This window comes from Agromyces luteolus (assembly GCF_009729855.1).
Classification (GTDB): domain Bacteria; phylum Actinomycetota; class Actinomycetes; order Actinomycetales; family Microbacteriaceae; genus Agromyces; species Agromyces luteolus.
This window is the reverse complement of record NZ_WODA01000025.1, coordinates 105657-131621: the sequence shown is the minus strand read 5'-3', so window position 1 is coordinate 131621 and position 25965 is coordinate 105657. Positions and strand designations below refer to the sequence as shown.

Genomic DNA, 25965 nt, shown 5'->3' with positions numbered 1-25965 from the left:
AGAAGGAGTGATGCGGCGATGGTGAGCTTCGTCGACCAGGTGCGCCTGTTCCTGCGCGCCGGCCACGGCGGCAACGGCTGCGTCTCCGTCCGCCGCGAGAAGTTCAAGCCGCTCGCCGGCCCCGACGGCGGCAACGGCGGCGACGGCGGCGACATCGTGCTCGTCGCCGACCCGCAGGTCACGACCCTCCTCGCGTATCACGGGCGGCCGCACCGTTCGAGCGAGAACGGCCAGCCGGGCGCGGGCGACAACCGGTCCGGCGCGGCGGGCGAGATCCTCGAGCTGCCCGTGCCGGTGGGCACCGTCGTCAAGGACGAGGCCGGTACCGAGCTCGTCGACCTGACCGAGCCCGGCATGCGGTTCGTCGCGGCGCCCGGCGGCCAGGGCGGCCTCGGCAACGCGGCGCTCGCCTCGCCGAAGCGCAAGGCGCCCGGCTTCGCACTGCTCGGCACGCCCGGCCACGAGGGCGAGGTCACGCTCGAGCTGAAGACCATCGCGGATGTCGCGCTCGTCGGCTTCCCGTCGGCGGGCAAGTCCAGCCTCATCGCCGCGCTGTCGGCGGCACGGCCGAAGATCGCCGACTACCCGTTCACGACGCTGCACCCGAACCTCGGCGTCGTGCAGGCCGGCGACCACCGGTTCACCGTCGCCGACGTGCCGGGCCTCATCGAGGGCGCCAGCGAAGGCAAGGGCCTCGGCCTTGAGTTCCTCCGTCACGTCGAGCGGTGCTCGGCGCTGCTCCACGTGCTCGACTGCGCCACGCTCGAGCCCGGCCGCGACCCCATCACCGACCTCGAGGTCATCCTCCGCGAACTCGAGGCGTACGAGGTGCCCGAGGGCCAGGTGCCGCTCCTCGAGCGCCCGCAGCTCGTCGCACTGAACAAGGTCGACGTGCCCGAGGCACGCGAACTCGCCGAGTTCGTGCGCCCCGAGCTCGAGTCGCGCGGCTACCGCGTGTTCGAGATCTCGACCGTGAGCCACGCGGGTCTCCGCCAGCTCGGCTTCGCGCTCGGCGAGGTCGTCGACCACGCCCGCGCCGAAGCGGCGCACGAGCCCGAGGCGCAGCGCATCGTGCTGCGTCCGAAGGCGGTCCGCGAGATCGAGTTCGTCGTGAAGCCCGAGGGCGGCAGCTACGGCACAATCTACCGCGTGCTCGGCACGAAGCCCGAGCGGTGGGTCGCGCAGACCGACTTCCAGAACGACGAGGCCGTCGGCTACCTCGCCGACCGGCTGGCCCGACTGGGCGTCGAGGACGAGCTCGTCCGCGCCGGCGCGGTCGCGGGCTCGACCGTCGTGATCGGCCCGGGTGCCGGCGTCGTCTTCGACTGGGAGCCCACGCTCACCTCGACGGCCGAGCTCATGTCGTCGCCCCGCGGCACCGACGAGCGCCTCGACGAGCGTCGTCGCGCCACGCGCGCCGAGCGTCGCAGCGGCTACCACGACCGCATGGACGCCAAGGCCGAGGCGCGAGCCGAGCTCGAGCGCGAGCGCGAGGCCGGCATCTGGGTCGACGAGCAGGATGCCGCCGACTCCGACGACGAGGGACGGGGATGACCGGTCTGGCCCGCGACGGGATCGCCTCGGCGCGGCGCATCGTCGTCAAGGTCGGATCCTCGTCGATCTCCGGGGAGAACGTCGGTCAGATCGCCCCGCTCGTCGACGCGCTCGCGTCCGCGCACGCGCGCGGGGCCGAGGTCGTGCTCGTCTCCTCGGGCGCGATCGCGACCGGCATGCCCTACCTGGCCCTCGATGCACGGCCCGACGACCTCGCGACCCAGCAGGCCGCGGCATCCGTCGGCCAGAACATCCTCATCTACCGCTACCAGGAGTCCCTCCGGCGCTACCGGATCGTCGCCGGCCAGGTCCTGCTCACCGCGGGCGACCTGGAGAACTCGACGCACCGGCTGAACGCGCAGCGCGCCATGGAGCGGCTCCTCGGCCTGCGCATCCTGCCCATCGTGAACGAGAACGACACGGTCGCGACGCACGAGATCCGCTTCGGCGACAACGACCGTCTCGCGGCCATGGTCGCCGAGCTCACGGGCGCCGACCTGCTCGTGCTGCTCTCCGACGTCGACGCGCTCTACACGCGGCCGCCGCACCTGCCGGGCGCCGAGCGCATCGCGCACGTGCCGTTCGGCGACGAGCTCGCGGGCATCGAGATCGGCTCCATCGGCCGGGCCGGCGTCGGCACCGGCGGCGCGGAGACCAAGGTCTCGGCCGCGCGGATCGCCGCGGCATCCGGCACCGGCGTGCTCGTGACGGCGACGTCGCTCGTCGACGAGGCCCTCGCGGGCGAGCCCGTCGGCACCTGGTTCGAGCCCGCGACGGACTGACGTCACACGAGGCATCCGGCCCTCCGCGCGGAACTAGGCTGGGGGCATGACCGACGTCGCGACCGCTCCCGCCGACCTCGACGAGGTGCTCGACGCGCGCCTCGCCGCCGCGAAGGAGGCGTCGCGCCGCCTCGCGCGTGCGACGACCGCCGAGAAGGATGCCGCGCTCGCGGCGATCGCGGAGCGTCTCCGGGCACGGGCCGACGACATCGTCGCGGCGAACCGGGAGGACCTCGAGCGCGGTCGCGCCGCGGGGCTCGGCAGCGGGCTGCTCGACCGACTCACGCTCGACGCGCGCCGGATCGACGCGATCGCCGAAGCCGTGCTCGACGTGGTCGCGCTCGGCGACCCCGTGGGCGAGACCGTCAGCGGTCGCACGCTGCCGAACGGCGTGCGCATCGAGCAGGTGCGCGTGCCGCTCGGCGTGGTGGGCGCGATCTACGAGGCCCGCCCGAATGTCACGGTCGACATCGCCGCGCTCGCGCTGAAGAGCGGCAACGCCGTCGCCCTGCGGGGCGGCTCGGCCGCCGAGCGCACCAACGCCGTGCTGGTCGAGGTGCTCCGCGAGGCCATCGCGGGCGCCGGACTCCCCGGCGACCTCGTGCAGACCGTCGACGACTTCGGGCGCGAGGGCGCCAGGCACCTGATGCGTGCCCGGGACCACGTCGATGTGCTCATCCCGCGGGGGAGCGCAGCCCTGATCCGCGCCGTCGTCGACGAGGCGACCGTGCCCGTCATCGAGACCGGCGCGGGCGTCGTCCACATGTTCCTCGACGCCAGCGCGCGCGAGGACTGGTCCGTCGACCTGGTGCACAACGCCAAGGTGCAGCGACCGAGCGTGTGCAACGCGCTCGAGACGCTGCTCGTGCACGCCGACGCCGCCGAGCGGCTCCTGCCTCCCGTCCTCGCCCGGCTCGAGGCATCCGGGGTCACGGTGCACGGCGACGACCGGGTCCGTGCGCTGCACCCCGGCGCGCTGCCGACGACCGACGACGACTGGGCCACCGAGCACATGAGCCTCGACCTCAACGTCGGCGTGGTGGACTCGCTCGACGACGCGCTCGCGCACATCCGGCGCTATTCGACGAAGCACACCGAGTCGATCGTCACGAACGACCTCGGCAACGCCGAGCGCTTCCTCGACGAGGTGGATGCCGCGGCGGTCATGGTGAACGCCTCGACGCGCTTCACCGACGGCGCGGAGTTCGGATTCGGCGCAGAGGTGGGCATCTCGACCCAGAAGCTCCACGCGCGCGGCCCGATGGGACTGCCCGAGCTGACCAGCACGAAGTGGATCGTGCGCGGCTCCGGCCACGTGCGCGCCTGAGCCGCGGCCGGCCCCCGTGCACCGATAGACTGTCCCGAGCGTCACTCGAAACACCTGGAGGAACGGCTGATGAGCCTGGCGACCGCACTGCAGACGATCACGGTCCGGACCGAGACCGAGTTCGCGAGGGAACTCCCGTTCGACGCGATCTGGTACGGCGTGATCGTCTTCGGGATCTTCGCGGCGCTCGGCGTCGTCGTCTACTCGTACCGTGACGTGGCGAACCGCCACCGCAGCAAGGCCGAGGCGTATGCCGCCCGCCACGCGGGAAGCGAGCACGGCGGTCACTGACCCCGTCGATCCGGCCATGAGCTCGGCAGCGCGGCGCCCGCGCCTCGGCGTGATGGGCGGGACCTTCGACCCCATCCACCACGGGCACCTGGTGGCTGCGAGCGAGGTCGCCCAGGAGTTCGGTCTCGACGAGGTGGTCTTCGTCCCGACAGGTCGGCCGTACTACAAGGAGGTCGTGACGCCGGCGGAGCACCGCTACCTCATGACGGTGATCGCGACCGCGTCCAATCCGCGGTTCACGGTCAGCCGGGTCGACATCGATCGCGAGAAGCCTACCTACACGATCGACACGCTCCGAGACATCCGCCGGGAGCGGCCCGACGCCGACCTCTTCTTCATCTCGGGCGCCGACGCGATCGCGCAGATCCTCTCCTGGAAGGACGTCGAGGAGCTCTGGAACCTCGCGCATTTCGTGGCTGTGAGTCGACCGGGACATGTATTGTCCGTTTCGGGTCTGCCCGAGCAGGACGTAAGCTTGCTGGAAGTCCCGGCGTTGGCGATCTCGTCGACCGATTGCCGGGACCGAGTGCACCGGGGATCACCGGTGTGGTACCTGGTGCCTGATGGGGTCGTCCAGTACATCTCCAAGCACCACCTCTACCGGAGAGTCGAATGACGTCGTCGCAGGAACCGCCGCTCACGCGCCGTGAGATGCGCGAGCGCGAGCGCATGCTGGAGCAGCAGCGCGCCGCGGCGTCGTCGGCGACGCCCGACGGCGGTGCACCGGCGGCCGCGCCGTCGCCGCCGCCCGCGTCCCAGCCGTATCCGCAGCAGCCGGCGCAGCCCGCCTACCCGCAGGGCCAGGACCCGCGAGCGGCGCAGCCCGCGCGGACCGCTGCCGGAGGGCCGCCGCCGCAGCGACACGCCGACCCGCGTCAGGTCGATCCACGACAGGCTCCGCCGTCGCAGCGACCGCCGCAGGGGTGGAACGATCCGCGCCGGCAGGCCGGACCGCCTGCGGGCGCCCCCGCGCAGCCGCCGCAGCGCGCCCCGCAGCCGCCGCGGTCCGCGACGACGTCCGGCCCGATGCCGGTTCCCGCCGACAACCGGCCGTATCCGGATCCGCGGCAGGGTCCGCCCGGCGGCGCTCCGCCGCGTCCCCCGCAGGGGCCGCCCCGAAGCGCGCCGGCCCCGCAGACCACGCCGGAGCGCACGCTCACGCGTCGGGAGCTCCGCGCGATGCTCGAGTCCCACTCGGGCGACGGATTCGAGGACGTCGACGGACTCGAGCCCGAAGCCGCCCCTCAGCGCCCGATGCCGGCTGGCGGCGCGCCGCAGCGCCAGCCGCAATCGCCGGTCGCAGGACGTCCGCGCGACGAGGGGCACCCGCAGCGACCGCCGCACCAGGCGGCGCCGTCCCGCGCCGCCGCGCCGCACACGACGGTCGACGCCGGCCTCGACGAGCCCGTCGCGGCGCCGAAGCCCGTCGGCCACTGGACGTCGCAGCTGAACCTCCCCGACGACCACTCGGAGCCGTACGACCAGCTGCTGTCACGCGGCGGTTCGCCGCGCGGCGTCCCGACGACGACGAATGCGCTCATCCTGCCGTCGCTGCCCGACCAGGGACCGCTGGGCCAGCAGCTCGCTCCGAGCGGCGAGATCATCGTGACGGGCTCGATCGACCTGCCGCGCAGCTACGGCGCGACCGGCGTGCACCCGAGCCAGATCGACTCGGGCGACGTCGACCGCCTCTTCGACTCGGTCGAAGACCTGACCGGTCCCGGCGTCGCCCCGGTCGCGGCGACGCGGGCGATCAGCACCCAGCAGCCGAGCAAGGCGATGATGGCGCCCCCGAGCAAGGAAGGCATGAACGTGCCTCTCGTGCTCGCGGTCACCGCCGGCGTCCTCGCTCTCGGCGTGGTGGCCACGCTCGTCGTCGGCGCGATGGCGGGGCTCTTCTGAACGGGGACAAGATGGGGGCGGGCCGGACGCCGGCTCCCGGGAAGTCGAGGACATGACCGCAACCGACCACGCACACCGCCTGCTCGCCATCGCTGCGCGCGCGGCGGACGCGAAGGGCGGTGAGGACCTCGTCGCGCTCGATGTGTCCGAGCCGCTGCCGTTCGCGGACGTCTTCCTGCTCGTCACCGGCAGCGCCGAGCGCAACGTCGTCGCGATCGCCGACGCGATCGTCGAGGCCCTCCGCGAGGAGGGCGAGGACATCGCGCGTCGCGAGGGCCGCGATGGCGGGCGTTGGGCACTGCTCGACTTCGGCGACCTCGTCGTGCACGTGTTCCACCGCGAGGAGCGCATGTACTACGGCCTGGAGCGTCTCTGGCGCGACTGCCCGGCGATCCCGGTGGCCCCGCTCATCGAGCGCGACGAGTCCTCCACCGGGCCCGGAGCGTCGTCGCAGGGCTGAGCCCGGCTCGATTTCGTATCCTCCCGGAGGCTGGTGTACGCTGAATCCGTTGCCCCGAAAGGGGAACACGCCGACCGAGTCGGCATCCCAACGGGTCTGTGGCGCAGCTGGTAGCGCACCTGCATGGCATGCAGGGGGTCAGGGGTTCGAGTCCCCTCAGATCCACAAAACCCCTGATGAATCAATGATTCTCAGGGGTTTTTCGTTTGGGGAGCGTTTTCCTGCGGCTCTTTTGGGGCCCTTTATCCGGGGCTTGTGGCTGCTTTCGCGTATGTAGTCGGTGCCTCCACGTATACACATGTGTTTCCCGCCGATCGCGGCTATCGCAATCTGTCGCGCACCATCGACGAGCGCGGTTGAGGGCTGCACGGCACGCGTTGTGCAGGCCGCGCGTCGGCGCGGACCGCGTGTCGCATGGCCCCTCCGCCCGTCTCACGGAAGATTGTCTTACAATCAGGTAGGCTATTCCCCGAGAGGACGGTGCCGAATGAGCATCAATGCGGATGAACGGGGTGGTGTGCCTCCGTGGGGCCCGACTGTCGTGGCGAGCGTCTCCAGGAAGGACGCCGTCGGGATCGAGATCCGGCGTGCGATCATCCTCGGCAGGCTGAAGCCGGGGGACAAGCTGACCGAGACGCAGCTCGCGACCTCTCTCGGTGTGAGCCGGCCGACGGTGCGTGAGGCGCTCAACCAACTCACGCGCGAAGGGCTCATCGTGCAGGAGCCGTACCGAGGGCTTCGGGTAGCGGATGTCACGAAGGAGCAGATCCGCGACATCGCCGTCGCACGGGTGGGGCTCGACATGCTCGCGATCGACGCGATCCTCGCTGACCAGACGGGGCGTCGGATGCAGATCGTCGAGGAGGGGTGGGAGCAGTTCGAGCGCTACGCGTTCCATCCCGACCCGGTCGTGCAACACGAGGCGCATCTGGCGTTCCATCGGCAGATCTGGGCGGCATCCGAGAACTACCTCCTGTTGAAGCTCTGGCCCGTCACCGAAGCCCACATCACACTCGCGATCGCCGAGGACCAGACCGCACGGGACGACCCCGAACGCGCACACCGTGTGCACGCCGACCTCATGGTCGCGATCCGCACGAAGGATCGCGACACGATCGAGGCGGCGTTCGTCGCCCACACGCTCACCAGTGCCGAGGAGCTCATCACGCTGCTCGGCGGAGAGGAAACGCAATGAAGGTTCTCGTCGTCGGGGCGAATGGCCACGTGGGGTCGGCCGCCGTGGAGGCGCTCGAAGCCCGTCACGAGGTGATCGGCGTCGGCCGCAGTAGCGAACCACCGGTCGACGCGACGGAGCCTGCGTCGATCGAGCGCCTGTTCGAGACCGTCGGCGAGGTGGATGCCATCGTCTCCGCGATCGGCTCGGTACCGTTCAAGCCGCTCGCCGACCTCTCGCGCGACGACTATCTCGCAGGGTTCGCTGGCAAGGTGCTCAGCCAGCTCGATGTGGTCCGCATCGGCACGCCGTACCTGCGCGACCGCGGCTCGATCACCCTGACCACGGGCATCCTGGCGCGTGAGCCGATCCACACCGGTGCTGCGGCAGCGATGGCGAACGGGGCCATCGAGGCGTTCGTGATGGCGGCCGCGGCCGAGCTGCCTCGCGGCATCCGGATCAACGCCGTCAGCCCGACCGTGCTCGAGGAGGCCGAGGGGTATCACGACGCGTTCCCCGGCTTCCTGCCGGTGCCGGCCAGTGTCGTCGGGCAGGCGTTCCGGAAGTCGATCGAGGGCGTGCAGACGGGGCGCGTGTTCGAGGTCGAATGACGAGCATGCCGGCCCTCCGGGCGTGACGGTGAGCAGCCGCCGCGCCCGGCGGGCGGGGCATCCGGCGATCAGACGGTGGTCTCGCCGGGGAGCGGGACGTCGAATCGCTCGGCCAGCTCTGACAGCCGTGCCCACGTGAAGGCCTGCACCGGGGCCCCCGCCGCCCGCCGACGAGCGGCGGTCGCGGATGATCCCTCGCCGGGGACCCGCACGGTCGAAGCGCCGGGCTCCAGGGGGACGTCCTTCACGTAGTCGACGACGCGCCCGATCTCGGCGGCGAAGTCATCTGGGTCGCGCAGGCGGCTGACGTCGATGGCGATGAGGAACACCCCTTGGTGGTCCTCGGCGGGAGCCGGCGAAACGGTCCCTGCGCCGCTCAGCGCGCCCGCCAGCGCCTCTGCGACCAGGGCCAATCCGAAGCCCTTCGCGCCGCCGAGGAACTGCAGCACTCCGTCGGACGACCAGTCCTCCGGAATCGCCTCGCCACGGTCCCGCCACTCCGAGACGCGTCCCATCGCCACCGCGCTCGTCGCCATGTCGAGCACGAGGTTCGGGCCTCCCGCCCGTGGGATCCCGAACGCGATCGGATTCGTGGACAGTCGCGGTTCGAGCCCGCCGGGCGGGGCAACGGCCTGGGCCGAACCGCTGGCGTTGGCGAAGAGGAGTGTGACGACGCCGCGGTTGGCCGCCCAGTCCACGAAGTCGACGAAGCGCCCGGCCCACTCGGCCCGCCGCACGCCGACACCGGCGATGCCATGCACCTTCGCCCGCTCGACGGCGATGCGGGTGGCGTCGCGGAGGACGAGGTGCCCGAATCCGCGATTGCCGTCGACGCGCACGAGCGCGCCCGTATCGACCTCGACGGTCACCTCCGCGCGAGGATCGGCATGCCCGGCCAGGGCGCGATCGACGTACTCCGGCAGCCGGCGCATGCCGTGCGACTCGTGCCCGGCGAGTTCGGAGTCGACGATCTGCACGGCCATGTCGTGCGCGTCAGCCGGGCGCGTGCCGAGTCGCCCCAGCACCTCCTCGGTGAATCGGAGCAGTTCTGCGGAGTCCGCGAGCACGGTGCGTGGGATCTGTTCCATCGGATGGTCTCCAATCGTGTGGTCGGAATCGGTGCAGCGGGACGACGTGGTCGTCGCCCTGCGGGTTTCACCTGATCGTTACGTTCGGCCGGGATCGGGGTCTGCGCGGAGGTCGGAGCCCGAAATCCCAGCGCTCAGGCGGCCTCGGGTCGCATGAGATGAACGCCCGGGGTCGCGATCGTTTCGGGTCGATTTCATGCGAACCCCTTGCGTTCCCGGCGTCGACATCGTACGGTTTGCCTTATCGCCAGATTGTAAGACACTAAGACAACGCAGTCGAAGGAGTCAGTGAGATGAACCGCATTTCACCTCGGACGAACCGCCACCCGCGGGTCGACGAAGCAGACGGCGACACCACCACGCGAGTCGGTCCTCCCGCCGACGACGGGTCCGCGATCAGAAGTCGCTGACGGACCTGCAGCCCGCGGGCCCGGCCCGGCATCCGCCCGAGGCATCCGCCCCACCCAGTCCCCATTCCTCAACCGTCCAAGAAGGGCACTCCATGTCCAGCACCACTTCGAAGAAGACGAAGAAGACCAACCGCACGATTCTCGCCGTGATCGGCGTCGTCGTGCTCGCCCTCGCCGCGGGCTTCCTCGGCGCGACGCTCCGCGGCGGCAGCAGCGCCACCGCGAGCGAGGCCGCCACGACCAACGGCGCCTGGATCGAGAAGATCAAGGACCAGGGCGAGCTGCGCGTCGGCATCGCGTCGGCGCCGCCGATGACGGCCGAGCAGGCCGACGGCACCATGGGCGGCCCGAACGTGCTCCCGCTGCAGAAGCTCGCCGAGGAGCTCGGCGTGAAGTTCACGCCCGTCGCGGCCGAGTGGAGCAAGATGGTCTCCGGCCTGCAGGCCGACCGCTTCGACGTGGCCGCCTACCTCGACTCGACCTCCGAGCGTTCGCTGGCGATCCAGTTCACCGACCCGGTCTACACCTACGAGGGCGCCTTCCTCGTGCAGGCCGACTCCGGGCTGACGAGCGTCGAGGACATCGTCGCCAGCGGCCAGCCGATCGCCCTCGCGGGCGGCACCTCATACGAGCCCGCCATCGCGGCACTCGGTGCCGAACTGATGACCACCGAGAGCATCCCGAACGCCGTCACGGCCATGGGTGCCGGCCGCGCCGTCGCCGCGTTCGCCGACCTCCCGACCCTCGCCGACGCGGCGCAGAAGGACCCGACGCTCAAGATCGTCGTGCCCGACCCCGCCATCTTCGTGCAGGACTCGAACTACGGCGTGAACGCCGACATCGACGCCCGCTCGCTGCAGGTGCTGAACATCGCCATCCAGTCCGCGAAGAACGACGGCTCACTCGCCCGGGCGTTCGAAGAGGCCGGGATCATCGAGGTCGACACCCTCGGTGACCTCCGGATGCAGTAACCCCGATCGGAGCCGATCACCATGATGGTCAAGAGCTACGACTTCGACTGGAACGTCGTCACGAGCAACTTCCCGCGGTTGCTCGAGGGTCTCGGCGTCACGATCCAGATCACGCTGATCGTGATCGTGCTGTCGATGATCCTCGCCGTTCCCGTGGCACTGATGCGCATGTCGAACATCGACATCGTGCGCTGGGTCGCCCAGGGGTACATCGAGCTGTTCCGATGCACGCCGCTGCTCGTTCAGCTGTTCTGGGTGTACTACGCGCTGCCGACGCTCACGGGGATCACGATCCCCGGGTTCATCTCGGCGGTCATCGCGCTCACGGCGAACCTCACCGCCTTCATGGCCGAGGCACTGCGCTCCGGCTTCCAGGCGGTCCCGGTCGAGCAGATCGAGGCCGGGAAGATGCTTCGCCTGAGCTCGTGGCAGCGGGTGCGGTACATCATCATCCCGCAGGCGCTGCGGCAGCAGCTGCCCGTGATCCTCTCGCTGAACATCTCGCTGTTCAAGGACACGGCGCTCGTCTCGACGATCGCGGTGGCCGACCTCATGTTCACCGCGAACAAGATCGCCTCCGAGTCGTACCGGGCGCTGGAGATCCTGACGACGGCCGCGCTGATGTACTTCGTCATCGCGTTCCCCGTGTCCTTGATCCTGTCGCGGATCGAGCGAAACATGATGAACCAAGGACCATCCGGAACCGCAGGACCGAACCTGCTCTCCCGGATGGTGCCCGGACTGAAAGTGAAGGCCGCAGCATGAGCCAGCTCACGAACACGGGTTCGCGTCGCCGCGTCGAGCCCGCCTCGTCCACCATCACGGCGAGCCACGGCGAGATCCTCGTCTCGGCGCGGGGGCTCCAGAAGAGCTTCAACGACCGGATGATCCTGAAGAACGTCGACTTCGACATGCTCGCCGGCGACATCACCGTGATCATCGGCAAGAGCGGCTCCGGCAAGAGCACGCTGCTGCGGGCGCTCGCCGGCCTCACCGACCCCGACGCCGGACGCATCGTGTTCGACGGAAAGGTCGTCTTCGAGGACGAGGAGCGCACCGACGACTGGCGCGACGTCGAGTCGCACGTCGGCATGGTGTTCCAGACGTACACGCTCTGGCCGCACATGGACGTCCTGGCCAACCTGACCCTGGCGCCGCGCAAGCGGCTGGGACTCAGTGCTGCCGAGGCGAAGGAGCGCGCCGAAGTCGCGCTCGCCGAGGTCGGGATGTCGCAGCACCTCCGCAGCCGCCCGTCGCAGCTCTCGGGCGGCGAGCGCCAACGCGTCGCGATCGCCCGCGCCCTGATGATGCGTCCGAAGCTCCTGCTCTGCGACGAGATCACCAGCGCGCTCGACCCGCCCGTCGCGGCCGAGGTGCTCGAGGTGCTCCGACGCCTCAAGCAGGAGGAGGGCATCGCCGTCGCGCTCGTCACGCATGACATGGCGTTCGCATCCAAGGCTGCCGACCGGGTCGTCTTCTTCCATGAGGGCGAGATCGCGGTCAACGCGACCCCCGACGAGGCCTTCAACCGCTCGACGAACCCCGAACTCAAGAAGTTCGTCGACGCGGTCCGCTTCTAGCCCCACCGGGTGGGGGCCTCGGCCCCCACCCACCACCCCGAGAGAAAGGACCACCGCGTTGCACACCGTGGTCATCGGCGGCGGCGTCATCGGACTGACGACCGCATACCACCTCGCCCGTGAGGGCGCGACGGTCACGCTGGTCGACGCCCGGCCCACGGGCCTCGGCGCCAGCGACGTCAACGCCGGATGGATCGTGCCGGCCGAGGCCGCACCCGTGCCCGGCCCGGGCGTCGTGCTCACCTCGCTGAAGTGGATGCTCCGTCCCGACAGCCCGCTCTACATCCGCCCATCGCTCAATCCCTCCTTCCTCTCGTTCATGTTCGGCATGTGGCGGGCCTCCAACGCGAAGGCGCAGCGCGCCGGCTTCGCCGGGCATCTCGCCCTCGCCGAGCACACCGTCGAGGTCTTCGACGAGTACCGCGCCGACGGCATGGACTTCGAGATGCACAACGAGGGCCTCCTCATGGCCTTCACCCGCAAGGAGAACCTCGACCATCACCTCACGCACCTCGACCTGGTCAAGCGCTACGGCCTCGAGCCGACCGTGCTCGTCGGGGACGACGTGCGCACGCACGAGCCGCTGCTGTCCGACGCGGTCGAGGGCGGCCTCTTCTTCCCGAAGGAACGGCACGTCGACCCCGGTGCGCTGGCCCGCGCGCTGCACGACCGGCTCGTCGGACTGGGCGTCGACATCGTCGAGAACGCGCCCGTGGAATCGGTCGAGATCCGGAACGGGCGCGTGCGCGCCATCCGCTCGGGCAGCCGCACCTTCATCGGGGACCGGTTCCTGCTCGCAGCAGGCGCCTGGACCGGCCCGCTCTCGAAGCTGTTCGGTGCGAGCCTTCCGGTCCGCCCCGGCAAGGGCTACAGCGTCGACGTCGAACCGTTCGCCCTCCGGAGTGCGACGAACCTGTCGGACGCGAAGGTCGCCGTCACCCCGCTCTCGCGCAACCTGCGCCTGGCCGGGACCATGGAGTTCGGCGGCCTCGACGAGGACATCAACCAGGTCCGCGTCGACGCCATCCTCCGCGCACCGACCACCTACTTCCGCGGCTGGGAACCACCCCGCACGCCCGTCCGTCCGCAGGCCGGCATGCGCCCCATGACCCCCGACGGGCTCCCGGTCATGGGCCGACTCGGCGGCCTCTCGAACGCCTACGTCTCCACCGGCCACGGCATGCTCGGCGTCACGCTCGCCCCGGGCTCGGCGGCCGCGATGACCGACCTCATCCTCCGCGACCGGCAATCGCCGCTGCTCGCGCCCTTCGCTCCGGCCCGCTTCTCCGGCGGCCGCCTGGCCCACGCATCCTGAAAGGAACCACCACCATGACCCGCACCAACGTCCAGCTCCGCGGCATCCTCGCCGCCGTCACCACGCCCTTCACCGACGACGGCACGCAGGTCGACGAGGCCGCGCTCCGCCGGCAGGTCGACCGGCTCATCGCTGCCGGCATCCACGGACTCGTTCCGACCGGCACGACCGGAGAGTTCACGACGCTATCCCCGGCCGAGTACCGCCGCGTGATCGAGGCCTACGTCGAGGCGGCCGCCGGCCGGGTACCCGTCGTCGCCGGCGTCGGCAGCCTCTCGACCGACGGCGCGATCGACCTCGCCCGCCACGCCGAGCGCGTCGGCGCCGACGCGATCATGCTCGTCCCGCCGTTCTACGACCCGCTGTCGTTCGACGCGCTGAAGGCGTTCCTGTGGGACGTCGCGACGGCGATCACGATCCCGATCGTGTACTACAACGTGCCCGGTGCCACCGGCCTGAAGCTCACGGCGGCGGAGATCGCCGAGCTCGGCGACATCGAGGGCGTCGACTACCTGAAGGACACCTCGGGCGACGCGGTCGCACTCGCCGAGCTGCTCGCCGTGCGCGGCGACCGGATCAAGGCCTTCAACGGATGGGACACCCTCACGTTCTTCGGCATCGCCAGTGGCGCCGAGGCGTCGGTGTGGGGCGTCGCCGGCATCGTGCCCGACCTCGCCGTGCAGCTGTGGAACACGCTCGCGGTCGACCGCGACCTCGAGGCCGCTCGTGCGCTCTGGACTCCGCTCTGGGAGCTCAGCGACTTCCTCGAGTCCGTCAACTACGTGGCCGGCATCAAGGCGGCGCTCGAACTGACCGGCAACCCGGTCGGTCCGGCGCGACTGCCGATCCAGCCCCTGGCTCCGGCCGAGCGGGAACGGCTCGCCGGGATCCTCGAGCGCGCGGGGGTGCTCGGGGCTACCGTGGCCGCATGAGCGAGCCACGGTTCACCCTCGACGCGATCGAGGTGCACGCCGAGGGCGAGCCCGGCCGCATCATCACGAATGCGGCGGGGCTCGTCCGAGGCGACACGATGGAGGAGCGGCTCACGTACTGCCGCGACGAGCTCGACGGCCTGCGGCGACTGCTGCTCCGCGAGCCGCGCGGCTACCCGGGGCTCTGCGCCGTGTTCCTCCTGCCTGCCGTGAACCCGGGCTCCGACTTCGGGATCGTCGTGCTCGAGCAGGGCGGATTCACCCCCATGTCGGGCAGCAACACGATGTGCGCCGTCACGGCCGCCGTCGAGACCGGGATCGTGCCGGTCGCCGGGCCCGAGACCCCGGTCACGATCGACACCGCGGTCGGCACGGTCCGCGCCGTGGCGCACGTCGCCGACGACGGCAAGGTCACCTCGGTCACGATCGCGAACGTGCCCTCGTTCGTCGTCGGCCTCGACGTGCCGCTGCAGGTCGAGGGGTTCGGCGAGGTGCCGGCCGACATCGTGTTCGGCGGGCAGTTCTTCGCCCAGGCCCGAGCGGCCGACTTCGGACTCGACCTCGACCCCGAGAACGGCAAGGCGCTCGCACGGGCCGGCGCGCTGCTGAAGCTCGCCGCCACCGAGCAGGTCGAGGTGCGCCATCCGCTCACCCCCTCGATCGACCACGTCAACCTCGTCATGCTGCACGACGGCGACCGCACGCCGGGGCACCCGTCGAGCAACACGGTGGTGCTCACCAATGGGCGCCTCGAACGAGACGACCCCGCGACCTGGACCGGCGCGCTCGACCGCTCGCCGTGCGGCACGGGCACCAGTGCGCGCATGGCCGCGCTGCACGCCCGCGGCCAGCTCGCCCTCGACGAGGACTTCGTGCACCGCAGCATCATCGGCAGCGAGTTCGTCGGCCGGCTCGTCGGCGAGACGGAGGTCGCGGGTCGGCCCGCGGTGCTCCCGACCGTGACCGGGCGCGCCTGGATCACCGGGCGCTCGCAGTGGACGCTCGACCCGTCGGACCCGTTCCCCGAGGGCTACACCGTCGGCGACATCTGGGGCCCGCAGGGCTGAGCCCCGCGCCCCGCCCTCCCTGACTTCACCTGCACTCACACACGGAAGCGAAACCCCATGACCCAGCTCCTCGACGGACGTCACGCCACGTCCGCAACCCGCCGCACGACCGACGTGATCGACCCGTCCAACGGCGAGGTCGTCGCGACGGTCGACCTCGCCGACGGCCGCGACGTGGAGGCCGCGGTCGCGGCCGCACGCGCCGCGTTCCCCGAGTGGTCGGGCGCGACGCCCGCCGAACGCTCGGCCGTGCTCGCCCGCCTCGCGACGCTCCTCGACGAGCGCGCGGAGGAATTCGCCCAGCTCGAGAGCCGGCAGGCAGGCAAGCCGATCCGGCTCACGCGCGAATTCGACGTGCCCGGCACGGTCGACAACATCGCGTTCTTCTCGGGCGCCGCCCGCAACCTCGAGGGCAAGGCGATGGGGGAGTACTCCGGGTCGCACACCTCGGCGATCCGCCGCGAGGCGATCGGCGTCGTCGGCTCGATCGCACCGTGGAACTACCCGCTGCAGATGGCGGCGTGGAAGATCCTCCCCGCCATCGCGGCCGGGAACACGATCGTGCTGAAGCCCGCCGAGATCACGCCGCTCACCTCGGTGCGCTTCGCCGAGGTCGCCGCCGAGGCCGGTGTGCCGGCCGGCGTCGTGAACGTCATCGTCGGCCGAGGCCGCGATGTCGGGGCCGAACTGCTGCGCCATCCGGATGTCGACATGCTCTCCTTCACCGGATCGACCGGCGTCGGCCGCACCGTGCTCGACGCCGCCGCGACGACGGCCAAGCGCGTGCATCTCGAGCTCGGCGGCAAGGCCCCCTTCGTCGTCTTCGACGACGCCGACCTCGAAGCCGCCATCCACGGTGCCGTCGCCGGCAGCCTCATCAACACCGGCCAGGACTGCACCGCCGCGACGCGCGCGATCGTGCACCGCTCGCTCTACGACGACTTCGTCGACGGCGTCGCCGAGCTCTACGGCAAGGTCAAGCTCGGGCCGACGGCCGACCCGGACACCGACCTCGGACCGCTCATCTCGTTCGAGCACCGCGAGAAGGTCGCCGGCATGGTGGAGCGCGCCCGCTCGTACGCGCGGGTCGTGACCGGCGGCCGCTGCCCCATCGGCGACCTCGCCCGGGGTTCGTACTTCCAGCCGACGCTCGTCGCCGACGCCGACCCCGCCAGTGAGATCGTGCGCGACGAGGTGTTCGGCCCCGTGCTCGCGGCCATGCCGTTCGACGATGACGACGAGGCCATCCGCCTCGCCAACGACACCCCGTACGGTCTCGCCGCCTCGGCGTGGACCCGCGACGTGTACCGCGCCATGCGGGCCTCCGAGCAGATCCGCGCCGGCTGCGTGTGGATCAACGACCACATCTCGATCATCAGCGAGATGCCGCACGGCGGGTTCAAGCAGTCCGGCTTCGGCAAGGACATGTCGACCTACTCGTTCGACGAGTACACCGTGGTCAAGCACGTGATGTTCGACCGCACCGGCGAGGCCAGGCGCGACTGGCACCGCACGATCTTCGCCGAGCGCGACTGAACCGGCGCGACCGGATCGACCAGGACGGAAGGCAGGGAGATGACCGACAGGTTCGAGGGGAAGGTCGTCGTCGTCACCGGCGCCGGCGGCGGGATCGGCGGCGCCATCGGCGACCGGTTCGCGAGCGAGGGGGCGCACGTCGTGATCTGCGATCGCGACGCGGCCGCTGCCGATGCGGCGCGCGACCGGATCGAGGCCGCGGGTCGCGGGTCGGCGAGCGTCGAGGCGTTCGATGTCGGCGATGGGGCGGATGCCGCATCCGCCGTCGACCGCATCATCGCCGCGCACGGCCGCATCGACGTGCTCGTCAACAACGCGGGCGTCAACCGGCGCGGCGCGCTGCTCGACCTCAGCGAGGACGACTGGCGGCTCAGCTTCGCAGTGAACGTCGACTCGCTCTTCCACATGTGCCGCGCCGTGCTGCCGCATATGGTCGAGGCCGGCGGCGGCGCGATCGTGAACACCGCATCGCAGTGGGGACTCCACCCCGCGCCCGGCCACATCGCCTACAACGTCACCAAGGCCGCAGTCGTCTCGTTCACCGAGAACCTCGCCCGCGACTACGCGCCGAGCCGGGTGCGCGTGAACGCGGTCGCGCCCGGCGAGGTGCTCACGCCCATGGTCGAGGCCGGCCTCGCCCGGAGCGGACGGACCGTCGCCGACCTCGACGCGCTCGTGCCGTTCGGCCGGATCGGCCGACCCGAGGAGATCGCCGCGATCATCGCGTTCCTCGCCTCCGACGAAGCGCCGTACATGACCGGCTCGATCGTCGAGGCCACCGGCGCGCAGGCCGTCGCATGAGCACCCGCGCGGGCGCGCACAGCGCCACCGGCCCCCTCGCCGGGACGGTGGTGCTCGTCACGGGCGGCTCCCGCGGCATCGGACGAGCCACCGTCGAGACCGCCCACCGCGACGGCGCCGAGGTCGTCGTGCACTACGCCAGCAACGAGACCGCCGCCCGCGCGCTCGCGGATGCGCTCGGGTCGCGCGTGCACCTCGTCGCGGGTGACCTGCTCGAGCCGGGTGAGGCGGGACGCGTGTGGGACCGGGCGGTCGAGGCCGCCGGTCGCATCGACGTGCTCGTGAACAACGCCGGAGCGTGGCTCGCCTCACCGCTCGACGACGACGCGAACTGGACCCGCGGCTGGGAGCAGAACCTGCAACTGAACCTGCAAGCGCCCGCCGACCTCTGCCGCTCCGCCATCCGCCACTACCAGGAACGCGGCGGCGGCATCATCATCAACCTCGCGAGCCGGTCCTCACACCGCGGCGACGACGCCGAGCACCTCGCCTACGGCGCCGCCAAGGGCGGCCTGCTCGCCCTCACCAAGGGCATCGCGCGCGGCTACGCGAAGGACGGCGTCCTCGCCTACGCGATCGCGCCCGGCTGGGTCGCCACCGACATCGCCGCCTCCGACCCCGCGAACGCCGGCATCGCCGCGACCCTGCCGCTCGGCGAGATCACCCCGGCATCGGATGTTGCGGAGATGATCGCGTTCCTCGCCTCGGGCCGATCGCGCCACACCACGGGCGCGACGATCGACATCACCGGCGCCGACTACGTGCGCTGAACGAGGACGCTTCATGCTGAGACGGGCCACCACCGTGTTCGGTGCGATCGCGCACCCCGTCCGGCGCGACCTGCTCGAGGCGATGCGCGAGGCGGCCCGCCCACTGTCGATCACCGAACTCGGCGCGAGGTGCGAGGTGTCGCGTTCGACCGCGTCCAGGCATCTCGACATCCTGCGTGGTGCCGGAATGGTCGTGGCGCGATCAGCGCAGCCGGCCGTTCTGCACGAACTCGATCCGACCGCATTCGCGGCCATAGAAAGTTGGCTCTGGCCGTTCGTCGAGTCACCGGTAGGAGCGGGTACCTAGTCGACGACCGCGGCGCCCTAAGCGACGGCGTCGAAGGGGCGGCTCGAAGAATTGCATGGGGATCGAGGCGATCGGTCATGCTCGGTCTGGCATGGGTCATGCTCCGCTGACGACGCGGAAGAACACGACGTCGGTCTCGCCGGGATTGACGTAGGAATACGGCTGGTCGCTGAAGATCACCGTTGTATCGCCGGCGACGAGCGTTCTCGATGCCTCCCGTGTGACGAGCGCGAGTTCGCCCGCGATGACGTGGTGGATCTCCTGGGCACCGGCTTTGTCGGGCTGTGCGTCATAGCGTGCGCCTGGGGCCAGCGTCCACCGCCACAGCTCGGTGTCTGCCGGCGTCGTCGCCGCGAGCAGTAGCGCCTCGCTGCTCCCCTCACCGCGCCATACCTGTACGGATGCCGGTGCATCTCCGGGAGACTCCGGTAGGGCGAGCCCGGCGAAGTCCGTTCCGAGCGCTGCGGCGATCCGGTCGATCGTCACGAGGCTCGGATTGGCCTGCCCGAGTTCGATCTGGGTGAGCATCCGCCGACTCAGGTCAGCCTGATCAGCCAACTGCTGGACAGTCCAGTTGCGTTGCCGACGCAACGATCGCACCCGCTGCCCCACGCGCAGAATGAACTCCGGGGTAGTACGGCCCGACCCGCCGCCAGATTGCACTTTCATCAATGAGCAGTATAGTGCACATCATGTTGCAGATCGAGACTCCTCGCGTCGAAGCTCGCCAGGTCGTCGCCGCCGTGCGTCAGGCGTTCGCCGGCGTCGCCTCGGGCTCGTCCATCGCGCCCGGGCAGTTCGTCGTCGATATCGCCGGTGGGGGCGACGTCATCCACTATCCAGGGATTCTTGGAGAGGCCGACGTGTACGCGGTGAAAGTGTCGCCGTATCTCCCGCAGCCATCGGGCAAGGCGATCGTCACGGCTTGGACGATGCTGATCAGCACCCGGACGGGAGATCCTCTTGCGCTGATCAACGCCGAGAACCTCACCACGGAGCGCACGGCGGCGACGAGTGTACTGGCGGCGGACCTGCTGCTCGCTCCGGATGCCACGTCCGCGGCCGTGATCGGGTGGGGAAAGCTCGGTCAAGCGCACGCGCGCTACCTGCGAGCGATCCGACCCGAGATGTCGATCCGCGTCTACGCTCGAACCGCCCATGAAGCGACACCCGACGGCATCCGATTCGACGCGACGGTGGCCGAGGCCGTCGAGGACGTCGACTTGGTCATGCTCTGCACGTCGGCTGCCGAGGACGTCGTCGACCCACGCGAGTTGCCGCCCCGAACGGTCGTGACCTCGATCTCCACGAACGCCCGTGGGGCTCGTGAGATCCCCGTCGCCGCCGTCGCGGAGCTCGAGGTGTACGTCGACGCGCGGACCACGGTGGATGTCGCGAGCGAGTTGCGCGATGCGGCATCGGGCGGCTGGGACCCGAAGACCGTGCACGGCACGCTCGCCGAGCTCGTCGCCGGTACTGCGACCATGCCCCGCGACGATCGAGTCGTCTACTTCCGATCGGTCGGTCTCGGGATCGAGGATGCCGCCGTGGCATGGGCCGCCTTTCAAGCGCATCAGGAGGTGCACCCATGAAGATCGACGAGTTCCAGGTCGAGATCTGGATGAACGCGTATGAGAACGATTGCGGATACAACCTCGCCGAGACATGCGTCCGCTCACTGACGACTGGTGAGCTCCTCGAGTTGTCAGGCCGACGTGACGAGATCCTGGCGGAAATGGAGGCGACGCCGCTGACCTACGGGCCCATCCCCGGCAGCGATCGCCTACGTGCTCTGATCGCCGGCTTGTACGAGCACCAGTCGCCCGAGAACGTCACGGTAACGCATGGCGCGATCGGCGCGAATGCGCTCATTCACCAAACGCTCATCGAGCCTGGCGACCACGTGATCAGCGTGCTGCCCACGTACCAGCAGCACTACGCCATCCCCGCGAGTTTCGGGGCGGACGTCGACGTGCTGCTCCTCCGCGAGCGTGACGGGTGGCTCCCGGACCTCGACGAACTCAGGGCGATGCTGCGGCCGACGACGAAGCTGATCGCGGTCAACAACCCGAACAATCCCACTGGCAGCCTCATGAGCGAGTCGATGCTGGAGGAGATCGCGGCGATGGCCGGTTCGGTGGGGGCATGGGTGCTCTCGGACGAGGTGTACCGCGGGATAGACCAGGAAGGCGATGGCTTCACCGCCTCCATGGCCGACCTCTACGACCGCGGCATCTCCACGGGCAGCATGTCGAAACCGTTCTCGCTCGCTGGTCTGCGTCTCGGATGGATCGTCGGACCGCGCGAGATCATCGACGCGGTCAGTATTCATCGCGACTACAACACCATCAGTGTCGGCCGGATCGACGACCTGCTGGCAAGCGTCGCTCTCGAGCAGCGTGACGCGATCCTCGCCCGAGCTCGCGATATCACACGCCGCAACCTCGCCCTCGTCGATGGCTGGGTGAACGGGCGGAACGACGTCTCCTACATCAGGCCGGCGAGCGGCACGACCGCCCTCATCCGCTACACCGCCCCCATACCGTCGTACGAATTCTGTATCCGGCTGCTCGAGCAAACCGGCGTCATGCTCACCCCCGGCGCGGCGTTCGACATCGAAGGCACCTTCCGGATCGGCTTCGCCGACGACACCGAGGCGCTTCGCGAGGGACTGTCGCTCGTCGGGGAATTCCTGGATGCGCTGCGGGGCGGTACCCACCGACAACGGCTCGCATAGGCATCAAGCGATGAGGGCCGTCTCTTCGCTCATGATCGTCGACGTCGTTCGGTCGATGCGTTCGAGCGCGTCGTTCCGGCACGCGGCCCGACGACATTCGAGGGACGAAACAAGGACGCCGATTCACCCGGCTAGCCTGCCTCGTTGAACCGGCGCCGTATCAGTGCGCACAGCTTCCCCGTGGCAAGCGAGTGGTCCGCCGCCCGGCTCGCCAAGGATTCCAGTCGGACGAGGCCGAATGGCTCCGTGATTCGATGCGCGTGGACCCCGGCTCTGCTGCTCACCGCGCTGGAGGGCACCAGGGCCACGCCGAGCCCAGCTGCCACGAGATCGAGGATCAGGTCGTAGTTGTCGACGCGGGCGACGATCTCGGGGGTGAAACCCGACCGAGCTGCAGCCAGTTCGGTGATGGCTTGGAAGCCCTGCTCGGGGCGGCCGCTGATCCACTGCGCCTTCGCGAATTCCCGAAGAGAAGCTGTTTGCGAGCGCGTGGCAAGTCGCGTCGGGGCGACGAGGACGAACGGATCTTCTCCCAGGTCGACGACCTCGATCCCGTTGACGCGGGGCACCTTCATCCCCAGGTAGCTGCTGACGAGCGCCACGTCCGCGGTTCCTTCCGCCACGGCTGTCATTCCGTCCTCGGGCTCCAACTCTTCGAAGCTCACGCGGACGCGCGGGTGCTCGCGAGCGAAAGAGGCGATCGCGGGTATCACGAATCGTGCGGCCGCTGTCTGGTACGCGGCGACGCGCACCCGCCCGGCTGTGACGCCCGCGACGTCCTTCGCCGCCCGCTCAGCCAGCTCGGCTTGGGCGAGGAGGGCGCGGCCGTGCTCGGCGAGTTCCGATCCTGCGTGGGTCAGCCGGACGCTGCGCGGACTTCGTTCCAGGAGGGCCAATCCGAGCTCGGACTCGAGCTTCGAAAGCTGTTCGGATGCGGATGACGGCGTGCATCCAGCGTCCGCGGCGGCTGCGGCGATGGATCCGAAGCGCTGAACGGCGACAAGGAGGGAAATACGACGAAGATCGAGCATCGGAGAATCCGGCGTGAAGAATCGGTTCCAGACAGTGGTTCCGATCCTACCCGGATGGTTCGATGAAGTCCTCGGGCTCAGGGCCGCGCGCCCAGATGCTCAACGCGCGGTGCGCACGGTGTGCGCATGTCGAACGGAAGGGTGACTCATGGAGGACCTCGGCAACGTGGGGCAGCGAGACGAGAGCGATCTTCCCCGCTTCGGCGGCATCGCCACGTTCGCGCTGCTACCGCGAGCCGACCAGGTCGAGCGCGCTGACGTGGCGGTGGTGGGCATCCCCTTCGACTCCGGGACGAGCTTCCGCCCCGGTGCACGATTCGGGCCCACCCACGTACGAGAGCATTCGCGGCAACTGCATCCGTACCACGCGATCCACGACACGTTCCCCTTCAGGAACCAGCAGGTCGTCGACGCGGGCGACTTCGGCGTCGGCCCGTATGACATCGGGGCAGCCGTCGACGCGATCCACGCCCAAGCCCGTCGGCTGACGTTGGAGGGAACCAGGATCCTGGCGCTCGGCGGCGATCACACGATCGCCCTGCCCCTGCTCCGCGCTGCCGCGGAGGTGCACGGGCCACTCGCGGTACTGCATTTCGACGCTCACCTGGACACGTGGGACGTGTTGCATGGTGCCTCGATCTGGCATGGGTCGCCGTTCCGTCGCGCTGCCGACGAGGGCCTGCTCGACCTCGAGCACTGTCAGCACGTCGGCATCCGGGGTGGCATCTACGATCCGAGCGAGCTCGAGGACGACCGTCGCGCCGGATTCCGTATCATCCGGGCCGAAGCGTTCCAGGACCACTCCATGCAGGACCTCGCCGACCGGATCCTCCAGCGCCTCGGAAGCGGCCCGGTCTACGTCTCGATCGACATCGATGTGCTCGACCCTGCGCAGGCCCCTGGAACCGGAACGCCGGAGGTCGGAGGCATCACCACCCGCGAGTTCTTCGCCGTCCTGCGAAAGCTCGCGGGGCTGAACATCGTCGGTGGCGACGTGGTCGAGGTCGCACCCGCGTACGACCACGCAGGTGTGACGGGTCTCGCGGCTGCGCACACGGCGTGGGAACTCCTCACGCTCATGGGCCTCACCCCGGCGAACCGTTCCTCCACGTCCGAGTCCGCGGTAGGTCCATGAGTGCCTGTGGCCAGATGCTGAACCCCGACTCCCGGGGCTCGATTCACCGGTTCTGATCTCCGTGGTCGATGACTCGAGCCACGGCCCCCGCGATGTCGAAGGAGTCGGACTGCTCGTCGTCGAGCGCGCGATGGAGCGTCAGGCCCTCGACCAGCGCATCCAGGAGCCGAGCGGTCTCCGGATCGAAGTACCGCTCCAGCGCGGCACGACTGCGTGCCATCCACTCCGCGGTGAGGCGACGGTAGCCGCGCTCGCGGGCCGCGAGCGTGTACAGCTCGTGGGTGAGAACGAGTTCCCGACTGCTTCCGAACACGTCGTCACGGACGATCGCGACCACGGCGTCGAGTGCGGACGCGGGATCGTGGGCGGACGCCATCCGCTGCTCGAAGCGTTCGCTGATCGTGGCGGTGAATCGCGCGAACGCCTGACGGAGGAGGTCGTCGATCCCATCGAAGTAATAGGTCATCGATCCCAGTGGGACGCCCGCGTGTTCCGCGACCTTGCGGTGGGATGCAGCGGCGACTCCCGATTCGGCGATGACGTCGAGGCATGCGTCGATGATCCGGTCGCGCCGGTCGGGGTCGTTGCGGCGGCCGCGGCGGCTCCCGGCGTTCGCTTCAGTTCCTTGCATCCTGGGCGCCGATCGCGCGGATGACCCGCGCGGGGTTGCCGACCGCGATCACGCCGTCGGGGATGTCCTTGGTGACCACCGAGCCCGCGCCGATGACCGAGTCGTCGCCGATGGTGACCCCGGGGCAGACGATGACGCCGCCTCCGAGCCAGACGTTGTCGCCGATGGTGATCGGCTGGGCTGCCTCGAGCTTGTCGCGGCGCGGCTCGGGGTCGATCGGGTGCGTCGGAGTGAGCAACTGGACATTCGGGCCGATCTGGCAGTCCTTGCCGATCGTGATCGCTGCGACATCGAGCGCGGTGAGGTTGTAGTTCACGAACGTGCGCTCGCCGATCGAGATGTTCTCGCCGTAGTCCACGAACAGCGGCGGCTTGACGAACGCGCCCTCGCCGAGGTGCCCGACGAGCGCCTCGAGCAGAGGACGAGCCGCGGATTCGTCCGCCACGGCGGCGCGGTGGTAGGCGTCGGCGAGCTGGACGGCGCGCTGCGCGATGCGGCCGCTCTCTGGGTCGTCGGCGATGTAGAGGTCTCCGGCGAGCATGCGCTCCCGATTCGTGCGTGGGTCGCCCGCGAAGTAGTCGGTCATGGCTTCACCGTAGCACGAGTGTGTACATGTGTACGCATATCACCCCTGGGCGGCGGCCTGACCGAGTGCCGACCTCGATGTTCGTTGGGGAAGCGTCTGGATCCGGAGGCTCCGTGTTTGCGCCATGCGCCAGAGCGGGCAACTGAGCGGTCTCGTCCAGTGATCGCAAGGATCAAACCTCGGACCGCGGTCAATCCGATCCACTAACTTGGATTGGGCGCAAGTTACCCGATTGGACCTGATCGCCGATGAGTCGACCTGAACGCCGCCGGAGGGATGGCGCCCCGATCGGTCGGGCTTGCATCGCCGCGAGCCGCGGGGAGGTGCAGCCATGAACGGGCGGACCCGCCGTCGTGGCGCAGCGCTCGATGATGCGATCCTCGAGGCCGCCGCCGCCGAACTCGAGGAACGTGGCTGGGCCGGATTCGGCATCGACGGCGTCAGTCGACGATGCGGCACGGCCAAGGCGGTCGTCTACCGGCGGTGGGCGAACCGCGTCGAGCTCGCCCAGGCGGTGTTGGCGCGCATGACGGCTGAGTCCCACGTCGAGAACGAGCCGAGCGGCGACCTTCGGACGGACCTGGTCGCGTTCCTCGAAGGCACGGCGCATTTCCTCGGCGGACCGTTCGGCGAGGCGGTTCGAGGGACCCTGTACGAGGCGAGTCCCGCGCATCGAGCCAGCATGCTGGGGGATCGCGTGATCGTCTCGGATGTCGCGCGGATCATCGACGACGCCGTCGCTCGGGGGGAGTTGGAGCATCCGCCCTCGCCGGCCGCGATGAATCTCGGGCACGCCGTCGCCATGTCGGAGTTCCTCCACACCGGGCTCCCGCCGATCGGGACGGCGATCGCCGTCCTCGTCGATGAGCTTTGGGTGCCGGCGTTGACGCGCACCGGCCCTCGCATGGTCGACCCGATCGGCGGAGACCGGACGGTGTCCGCGGAATGACGAGTGGCCCGCGCTCGA

The 25965-nt window shown here is 69.9% G+C and carries 28 protein-coding genes and 1 tRNA gene; 24 read left to right on the top strand and 5 right to left on the bottom strand.

Annotation, left to right across the window (positions count from 1 at the left end; all coding sequences use genetic code 11):
• The first annotated feature begins 18 nt into the window (after window positions 1-18).
• The 10 genes from obgE (at window position 19) to GLX25_RS14250 (ending at window position 8101) form a co-directional block, all read left to right on the top strand.
• A complete protein-coding gene (gene obgE / locus GLX25_RS14295; RefSeq protein WP_155843170.1) occupies window positions 19-1554 on the top strand; it encodes a GTPase ObgE in 1536 nt (511 codons plus the stop codon).
• Window positions 1551-2336, top strand: coding sequence for a glutamate 5-kinase (gene proB / locus GLX25_RS14290; protein ID WP_155843168.1), 786 nt, complete (start codon window positions 1551-1553; stop codon window positions 2334-2336). Before obgE ends, proB begins: the two co-directional genes overlap by 4 nt.
• Window positions 2337-2382: 46 nt before the next feature.
• Window positions 2383-3663: a glutamate-5-semialdehyde dehydrogenase gene (locus tag GLX25_RS14285; RefSeq protein WP_155843166.1), complete on the top strand. Its 1281-nt coding sequence runs from the start codon at window positions 2383-2385 to the stop codon at window positions 3661-3663.
• Window positions 3664-3732: 69 nt separating this feature from the next.
• Window positions 3733-3954 carry a hypothetical protein gene (locus tag GLX25_RS14280; RefSeq protein ID WP_155843164.1) on the top strand — a complete coding sequence of 74 codons (222 nt, stop codon included), beginning with the start codon at window positions 3733-3735 and terminating at the stop codon, window positions 3952-3954.
• A 16-nt stretch (window positions 3955-3970) separates the two neighbouring features.
• On the top strand, window positions 3971-4570 hold the full coding sequence (nadD, locus tag GLX25_RS14275) for a nicotinate-nucleotide adenylyltransferase (RefSeq protein ID WP_155843831.1): 600 nt from the start codon (window positions 3971-3973) through the stop codon (window positions 4568-4570).
• Window positions 4571-5133: 563 nt separating this feature from the next.
• A complete protein-coding gene (locus tag GLX25_RS14270) occupies window positions 5134-5856 on the top strand; it encodes a hypothetical protein (protein WP_155843162.1) in 723 nt (240 codons plus the stop codon).
• 52 nt (window positions 5857-5908) lie between these two features.
• The gene (gene rsfS, locus GLX25_RS14265; RefSeq protein ID WP_155843160.1) at window positions 5909-6316 is read left to right on the top strand and encodes a ribosome silencing factor; all 408 of its coding nucleotides are present in this window, start codon (window positions 5909-5911) and stop codon (window positions 6314-6316) included.
• Window positions 6317-6408: 92 nt separating this feature from the next.
• Window positions 6409-6481, top strand: a tRNA-Ala gene (locus GLX25_RS14260).
• A 376-nt stretch (window positions 6482-6857) separates the two neighbouring features.
• Window positions 6858-7511: a GntR family transcriptional regulator gene (locus GLX25_RS14255; RefSeq protein ID WP_271192369.1), complete on the top strand. Its 654-nt coding sequence runs from the start codon at window positions 6858-6860 to the stop codon at window positions 7509-7511.
• Window positions 7508-8101, top strand: coding sequence for a short chain dehydrogenase (locus tag GLX25_RS14250; protein WP_155843148.1), 594 nt, complete (start codon window positions 7508-7510; stop codon window positions 8099-8101). The genes GLX25_RS14255 and GLX25_RS14250 overlap by 4 nt, the downstream gene beginning before the upstream one ends.
• A gap of 68 nt (window positions 8102-8169) precedes the next feature.
• Here GLX25_RS14250 and GLX25_RS14245 read toward each other — a convergent pair whose 3' ends face one another.
• Window positions 8170-9189, bottom strand: coding sequence for an Ldh family oxidoreductase (locus GLX25_RS14245; protein ID WP_155843146.1), 1020 nt, complete (start codon window positions 9187-9189; stop codon window positions 8170-8172).
• A gap of 502 nt (window positions 9190-9691) precedes the next feature.
• Between GLX25_RS14245 and GLX25_RS14240 the strand changes: the two genes are divergently transcribed.
• From GLX25_RS14240 to GLX25_RS14195, 10 genes are all read left to right on the top strand, one after another.
• Window positions 9692-10570, top strand: a complete 879-nt coding sequence (locus tag GLX25_RS14240) for a substrate-binding periplasmic protein (RefSeq protein ID WP_155843145.1) — start codon at window positions 9692-9694, stop codon at window positions 10568-10570.
• 21 nt (window positions 10571-10591) lie between these two features.
• A complete protein-coding gene (locus GLX25_RS14235; protein WP_155843143.1) occupies window positions 10592-11335 on the top strand; it encodes an amino acid ABC transporter permease in 744 nt (247 codons plus the stop codon).
• Window positions 11332-12150, top strand: coding sequence for an amino acid ABC transporter ATP-binding protein (locus tag GLX25_RS14230; RefSeq protein WP_155843141.1), 819 nt, complete (start codon window positions 11332-11334; stop codon window positions 12148-12150). Before GLX25_RS14235 ends, GLX25_RS14230 begins: the two co-directional genes overlap by 4 nt.
• Before the next feature lie 67 nt (window positions 12151-12217).
• Window positions 12218-13465, top strand: a complete 1248-nt coding sequence (locus GLX25_RS14225; protein ID WP_271192401.1) for an NAD(P)/FAD-dependent oxidoreductase — start codon at window positions 12218-12220, stop codon at window positions 13463-13465.
• Window positions 13466-13479: 14 nt separating this feature from the next.
• Window positions 13480-14397, top strand: a complete 918-nt coding sequence (locus tag GLX25_RS14220; protein WP_155843137.1) for a dihydrodipicolinate synthase family protein — start codon at window positions 13480-13482, stop codon at window positions 14395-14397.
• Window positions 14394-15464, top strand: a complete 1071-nt coding sequence (locus GLX25_RS14215) for a proline racemase family protein (RefSeq protein ID WP_155843135.1) — start codon at window positions 14394-14396, stop codon at window positions 15462-15464. Before GLX25_RS14220 ends, GLX25_RS14215 begins: the two co-directional genes overlap by 4 nt.
• A 57-nt stretch (window positions 15465-15521) precedes the next feature.
• The gene (locus tag GLX25_RS14210; protein WP_155843133.1) at window positions 15522-17000 is read left to right on the top strand and encodes a gamma-aminobutyraldehyde dehydrogenase; all 1479 of its coding nucleotides are present in this window, start codon (window positions 15522-15524) and stop codon (window positions 16998-17000) included.
• A gap of 39 nt (window positions 17001-17039) precedes the next feature.
• On the top strand, window positions 17040-17801 hold the full coding sequence (locus tag GLX25_RS14205) for an SDR family NAD(P)-dependent oxidoreductase (protein ID WP_155843131.1): 762 nt from the start codon (window positions 17040-17042) through the stop codon (window positions 17799-17801).
• Window positions 17798-18571: an SDR family NAD(P)-dependent oxidoreductase gene (locus GLX25_RS14200; RefSeq protein ID WP_155843129.1), complete on the top strand. Its 774-nt coding sequence runs from the start codon at window positions 17798-17800 to the stop codon at window positions 18569-18571. Before GLX25_RS14205 ends, GLX25_RS14200 begins: the two co-directional genes overlap by 4 nt.
• A 13-nt stretch (window positions 18572-18584) precedes the next feature.
• Entirely contained in the window at window positions 18585-18878 is a 294-nt protein-coding gene (locus tag GLX25_RS14195) for an ArsR/SmtB family transcription factor (protein ID WP_155843127.1), read from the top strand.
• 96 nt (window positions 18879-18974) lie between these two features.
• Here the strand turns inward: GLX25_RS14195 and GLX25_RS14190 are convergent, their stop codons facing one another.
• Complete coding sequence (locus GLX25_RS14190; RefSeq protein ID WP_155843125.1) at window positions 18975-19547, bottom strand: helix-turn-helix domain-containing protein; 573 nt, start codon at window positions 19545-19547, stop codon at window positions 18975-18977.
• A gap of 23 nt (window positions 19548-19570) precedes the next feature.
• Between GLX25_RS14190 and GLX25_RS14185 the strand changes: the two genes are divergently transcribed.
• Together GLX25_RS14185 and GLX25_RS14180 are read left to right on the top strand one after the other, a co-directional pair.
• Complete coding sequence (locus GLX25_RS14185; protein WP_166548833.1) at window positions 19571-20470, top strand: ornithine cyclodeaminase family protein; 900 nt, start codon at window positions 19571-19573, stop codon at window positions 20468-20470.
• Window positions 20467-21615 (top strand): aminotransferase, encoded by a 1149-nt coding sequence (locus GLX25_RS14180; protein WP_155843121.1) that lies wholly within the window; start codon window positions 20467-20469, stop codon window positions 21613-21615. Before GLX25_RS14185 ends, GLX25_RS14180 begins: the two co-directional genes overlap by 4 nt.
• Before the next feature lie 131 nt (window positions 21616-21746).
• On the opposite strand, the gene GLX25_RS14175 is transcribed toward GLX25_RS14180, so the two are convergent.
• A complete protein-coding gene (locus GLX25_RS14175; protein WP_155843119.1) occupies window positions 21747-22646 on the bottom strand; it encodes a LysR family transcriptional regulator in 900 nt (299 codons plus the stop codon).
• Between the two features lie 148 nt (window positions 22647-22794).
• Here GLX25_RS14175 and speB point away from each other — a divergent pair, with 148 nt between their 5' ends.
• Window positions 22795-23781, top strand: a complete 987-nt coding sequence (gene speB / locus GLX25_RS14170; protein ID WP_155843117.1) for an agmatinase — start codon at window positions 22795-22797, stop codon at window positions 23779-23781.
• 43 nt (window positions 23782-23824) lie between these two features.
• Here the strand turns inward: speB and GLX25_RS14165 are convergent, their stop codons facing one another.
• Together GLX25_RS14165 and GLX25_RS14160 are read right to left on the bottom strand one after the other, a co-directional pair.
• A complete protein-coding gene (locus GLX25_RS14165) occupies window positions 23825-24412 on the bottom strand; it encodes a TetR/AcrR family transcriptional regulator (protein WP_155843116.1) in 588 nt (195 codons plus the stop codon).
• Window positions 24399-24998, bottom strand: a complete 600-nt coding sequence (locus GLX25_RS14160; protein WP_155843114.1) for a sugar O-acetyltransferase — start codon at window positions 24996-24998, stop codon at window positions 24399-24401. Before GLX25_RS14160 ends, GLX25_RS14165 begins: the two co-directional genes overlap by 14 nt.
• Before the next feature lie 331 nt (window positions 24999-25329).
• Here GLX25_RS14160 and GLX25_RS14155 point away from each other — a divergent pair, with 331 nt between their 5' ends.
• Window positions 25330-25947, top strand: coding sequence for a TetR family transcriptional regulator (locus tag GLX25_RS14155; RefSeq protein WP_155843112.1), 618 nt, complete (start codon window positions 25330-25332; stop codon window positions 25945-25947).
• Window positions 25948-25965: the final 18 nt, after the last annotated feature.

Excerpts from the sequence above, each read along its gene's own strand:
- obgE (WP_155843170.1), top strand. The coding sequence starts at position 19 with ATGGTGAGCTTCGTCGACCAGGTGCGCCTGTTCCTGCGCGCCGGCCAC.
- proB (WP_155843168.1), top strand. The coding sequence starts at position 1,551 with ATGACCGGTCTGGCCCGCGACGGGATCGCCTCGGCGCGGCGCATCGTC.
- GLX25_RS14285 (WP_155843166.1), top strand. The coding sequence starts at position 2,383 with ATGACCGACGTCGCGACCGCTCCCGCCGACCTCGACGAGGTGCTCGAC.
- GLX25_RS14280 (WP_155843164.1), top strand. The coding sequence starts at position 3,733 with ATGAGCCTGGCGACCGCACTGCAGACGATCACGGTCCGGACCGAGACC.
- nadD (WP_155843831.1), top strand. The coding sequence starts at position 3,971 with ATGAGCTCGGCAGCGCGGCGCCCGCGCCTCGGCGTGATGGGCGGGACC.
- GLX25_RS14270 (WP_155843162.1), top strand. The coding sequence starts at position 5,134 with ATGCTCGAGTCCCACTCGGGCGACGGATTCGAGGACGTCGACGGACTC.
- rsfS (WP_155843160.1), top strand. The coding sequence starts at position 5,909 with ATGACCGCAACCGACCACGCACACCGCCTGCTCGCCATCGCTGCGCGC.
- GLX25_RS14250 (WP_155843148.1), top strand. The coding sequence starts at position 7,508 with ATGAAGGTTCTCGTCGTCGGGGCGAATGGCCACGTGGGGTCGGCCGCC.
- GLX25_RS14245 (WP_155843146.1), bottom strand. The coding sequence starts at position 9,189 with ATGGAACAGATCCCACGCACCGTGCTCGCGGACTCCGCAGAACTGCTC.
- GLX25_RS14240 (WP_155843145.1), top strand. The coding sequence starts at position 9,692 with ATGTCCAGCACCACTTCGAAGAAGACGAAGAAGACCAACCGCACGATT.
- GLX25_RS14235 (WP_155843143.1), top strand. The coding sequence starts at position 10,592 with ATGATGGTCAAGAGCTACGACTTCGACTGGAACGTCGTCACGAGCAAC.
- GLX25_RS14230 (WP_155843141.1), top strand. The coding sequence starts at position 11,332 with ATGAGCCAGCTCACGAACACGGGTTCGCGTCGCCGCGTCGAGCCCGCC.
- GLX25_RS14220 (WP_155843137.1), top strand. The coding sequence starts at position 13,480 with ATGACCCGCACCAACGTCCAGCTCCGCGGCATCCTCGCCGCCGTCACC.
- GLX25_RS14215 (WP_155843135.1), top strand. The coding sequence starts at position 14,394 with ATGAGCGAGCCACGGTTCACCCTCGACGCGATCGAGGTGCACGCCGAG.
- GLX25_RS14210 (WP_155843133.1), top strand. The coding sequence starts at position 15,522 with ATGACCCAGCTCCTCGACGGACGTCACGCCACGTCCGCAACCCGCCGC.
- GLX25_RS14205 (WP_155843131.1), top strand. The coding sequence starts at position 17,040 with ATGACCGACAGGTTCGAGGGGAAGGTCGTCGTCGTCACCGGCGCCGGC.
- GLX25_RS14200 (WP_155843129.1), top strand. The coding sequence starts at position 17,798 with ATGAGCACCCGCGCGGGCGCGCACAGCGCCACCGGCCCCCTCGCCGGG.
- GLX25_RS14195 (WP_155843127.1), top strand. The coding sequence starts at position 18,585 with ATGCTGAGACGGGCCACCACCGTGTTCGGTGCGATCGCGCACCCCGTC.
- GLX25_RS14190 (WP_155843125.1), bottom strand. The coding sequence starts at position 19,547 with ATGAAAGTGCAATCTGGCGGCGGGTCGGGCCGTACTACCCCGGAGTTC.
- GLX25_RS14185 (WP_166548833.1), top strand. The coding sequence starts at position 19,571 with ATGTTGCAGATCGAGACTCCTCGCGTCGAAGCTCGCCAGGTCGTCGCC.
- GLX25_RS14180 (WP_155843121.1), top strand. The coding sequence starts at position 20,467 with ATGAAGATCGACGAGTTCCAGGTCGAGATCTGGATGAACGCGTATGAG.
- GLX25_RS14175 (WP_155843119.1), bottom strand. The coding sequence starts at position 22,646 with ATGCTCGATCTTCGTCGTATTTCCCTCCTTGTCGCCGTTCAGCGCTTC.
- speB (WP_155843117.1), top strand. The coding sequence starts at position 22,795 with ATGGAGGACCTCGGCAACGTGGGGCAGCGAGACGAGAGCGATCTTCCC.
- GLX25_RS14165 (WP_155843116.1), bottom strand. The coding sequence starts at position 24,412 with ATGCAAGGAACTGAAGCGAACGCCGGGAGCCGCCGCGGCCGCCGCAAC.
- GLX25_RS14160 (WP_155843114.1), bottom strand. The coding sequence starts at position 24,998 with ATGACCGACTACTTCGCGGGCGACCCACGCACGAATCGGGAGCGCATG.
- GLX25_RS14155 (WP_155843112.1), top strand. The coding sequence starts at position 25,330 with ATGAACGGGCGGACCCGCCGTCGTGGCGCAGCGCTCGATGATGCGATC.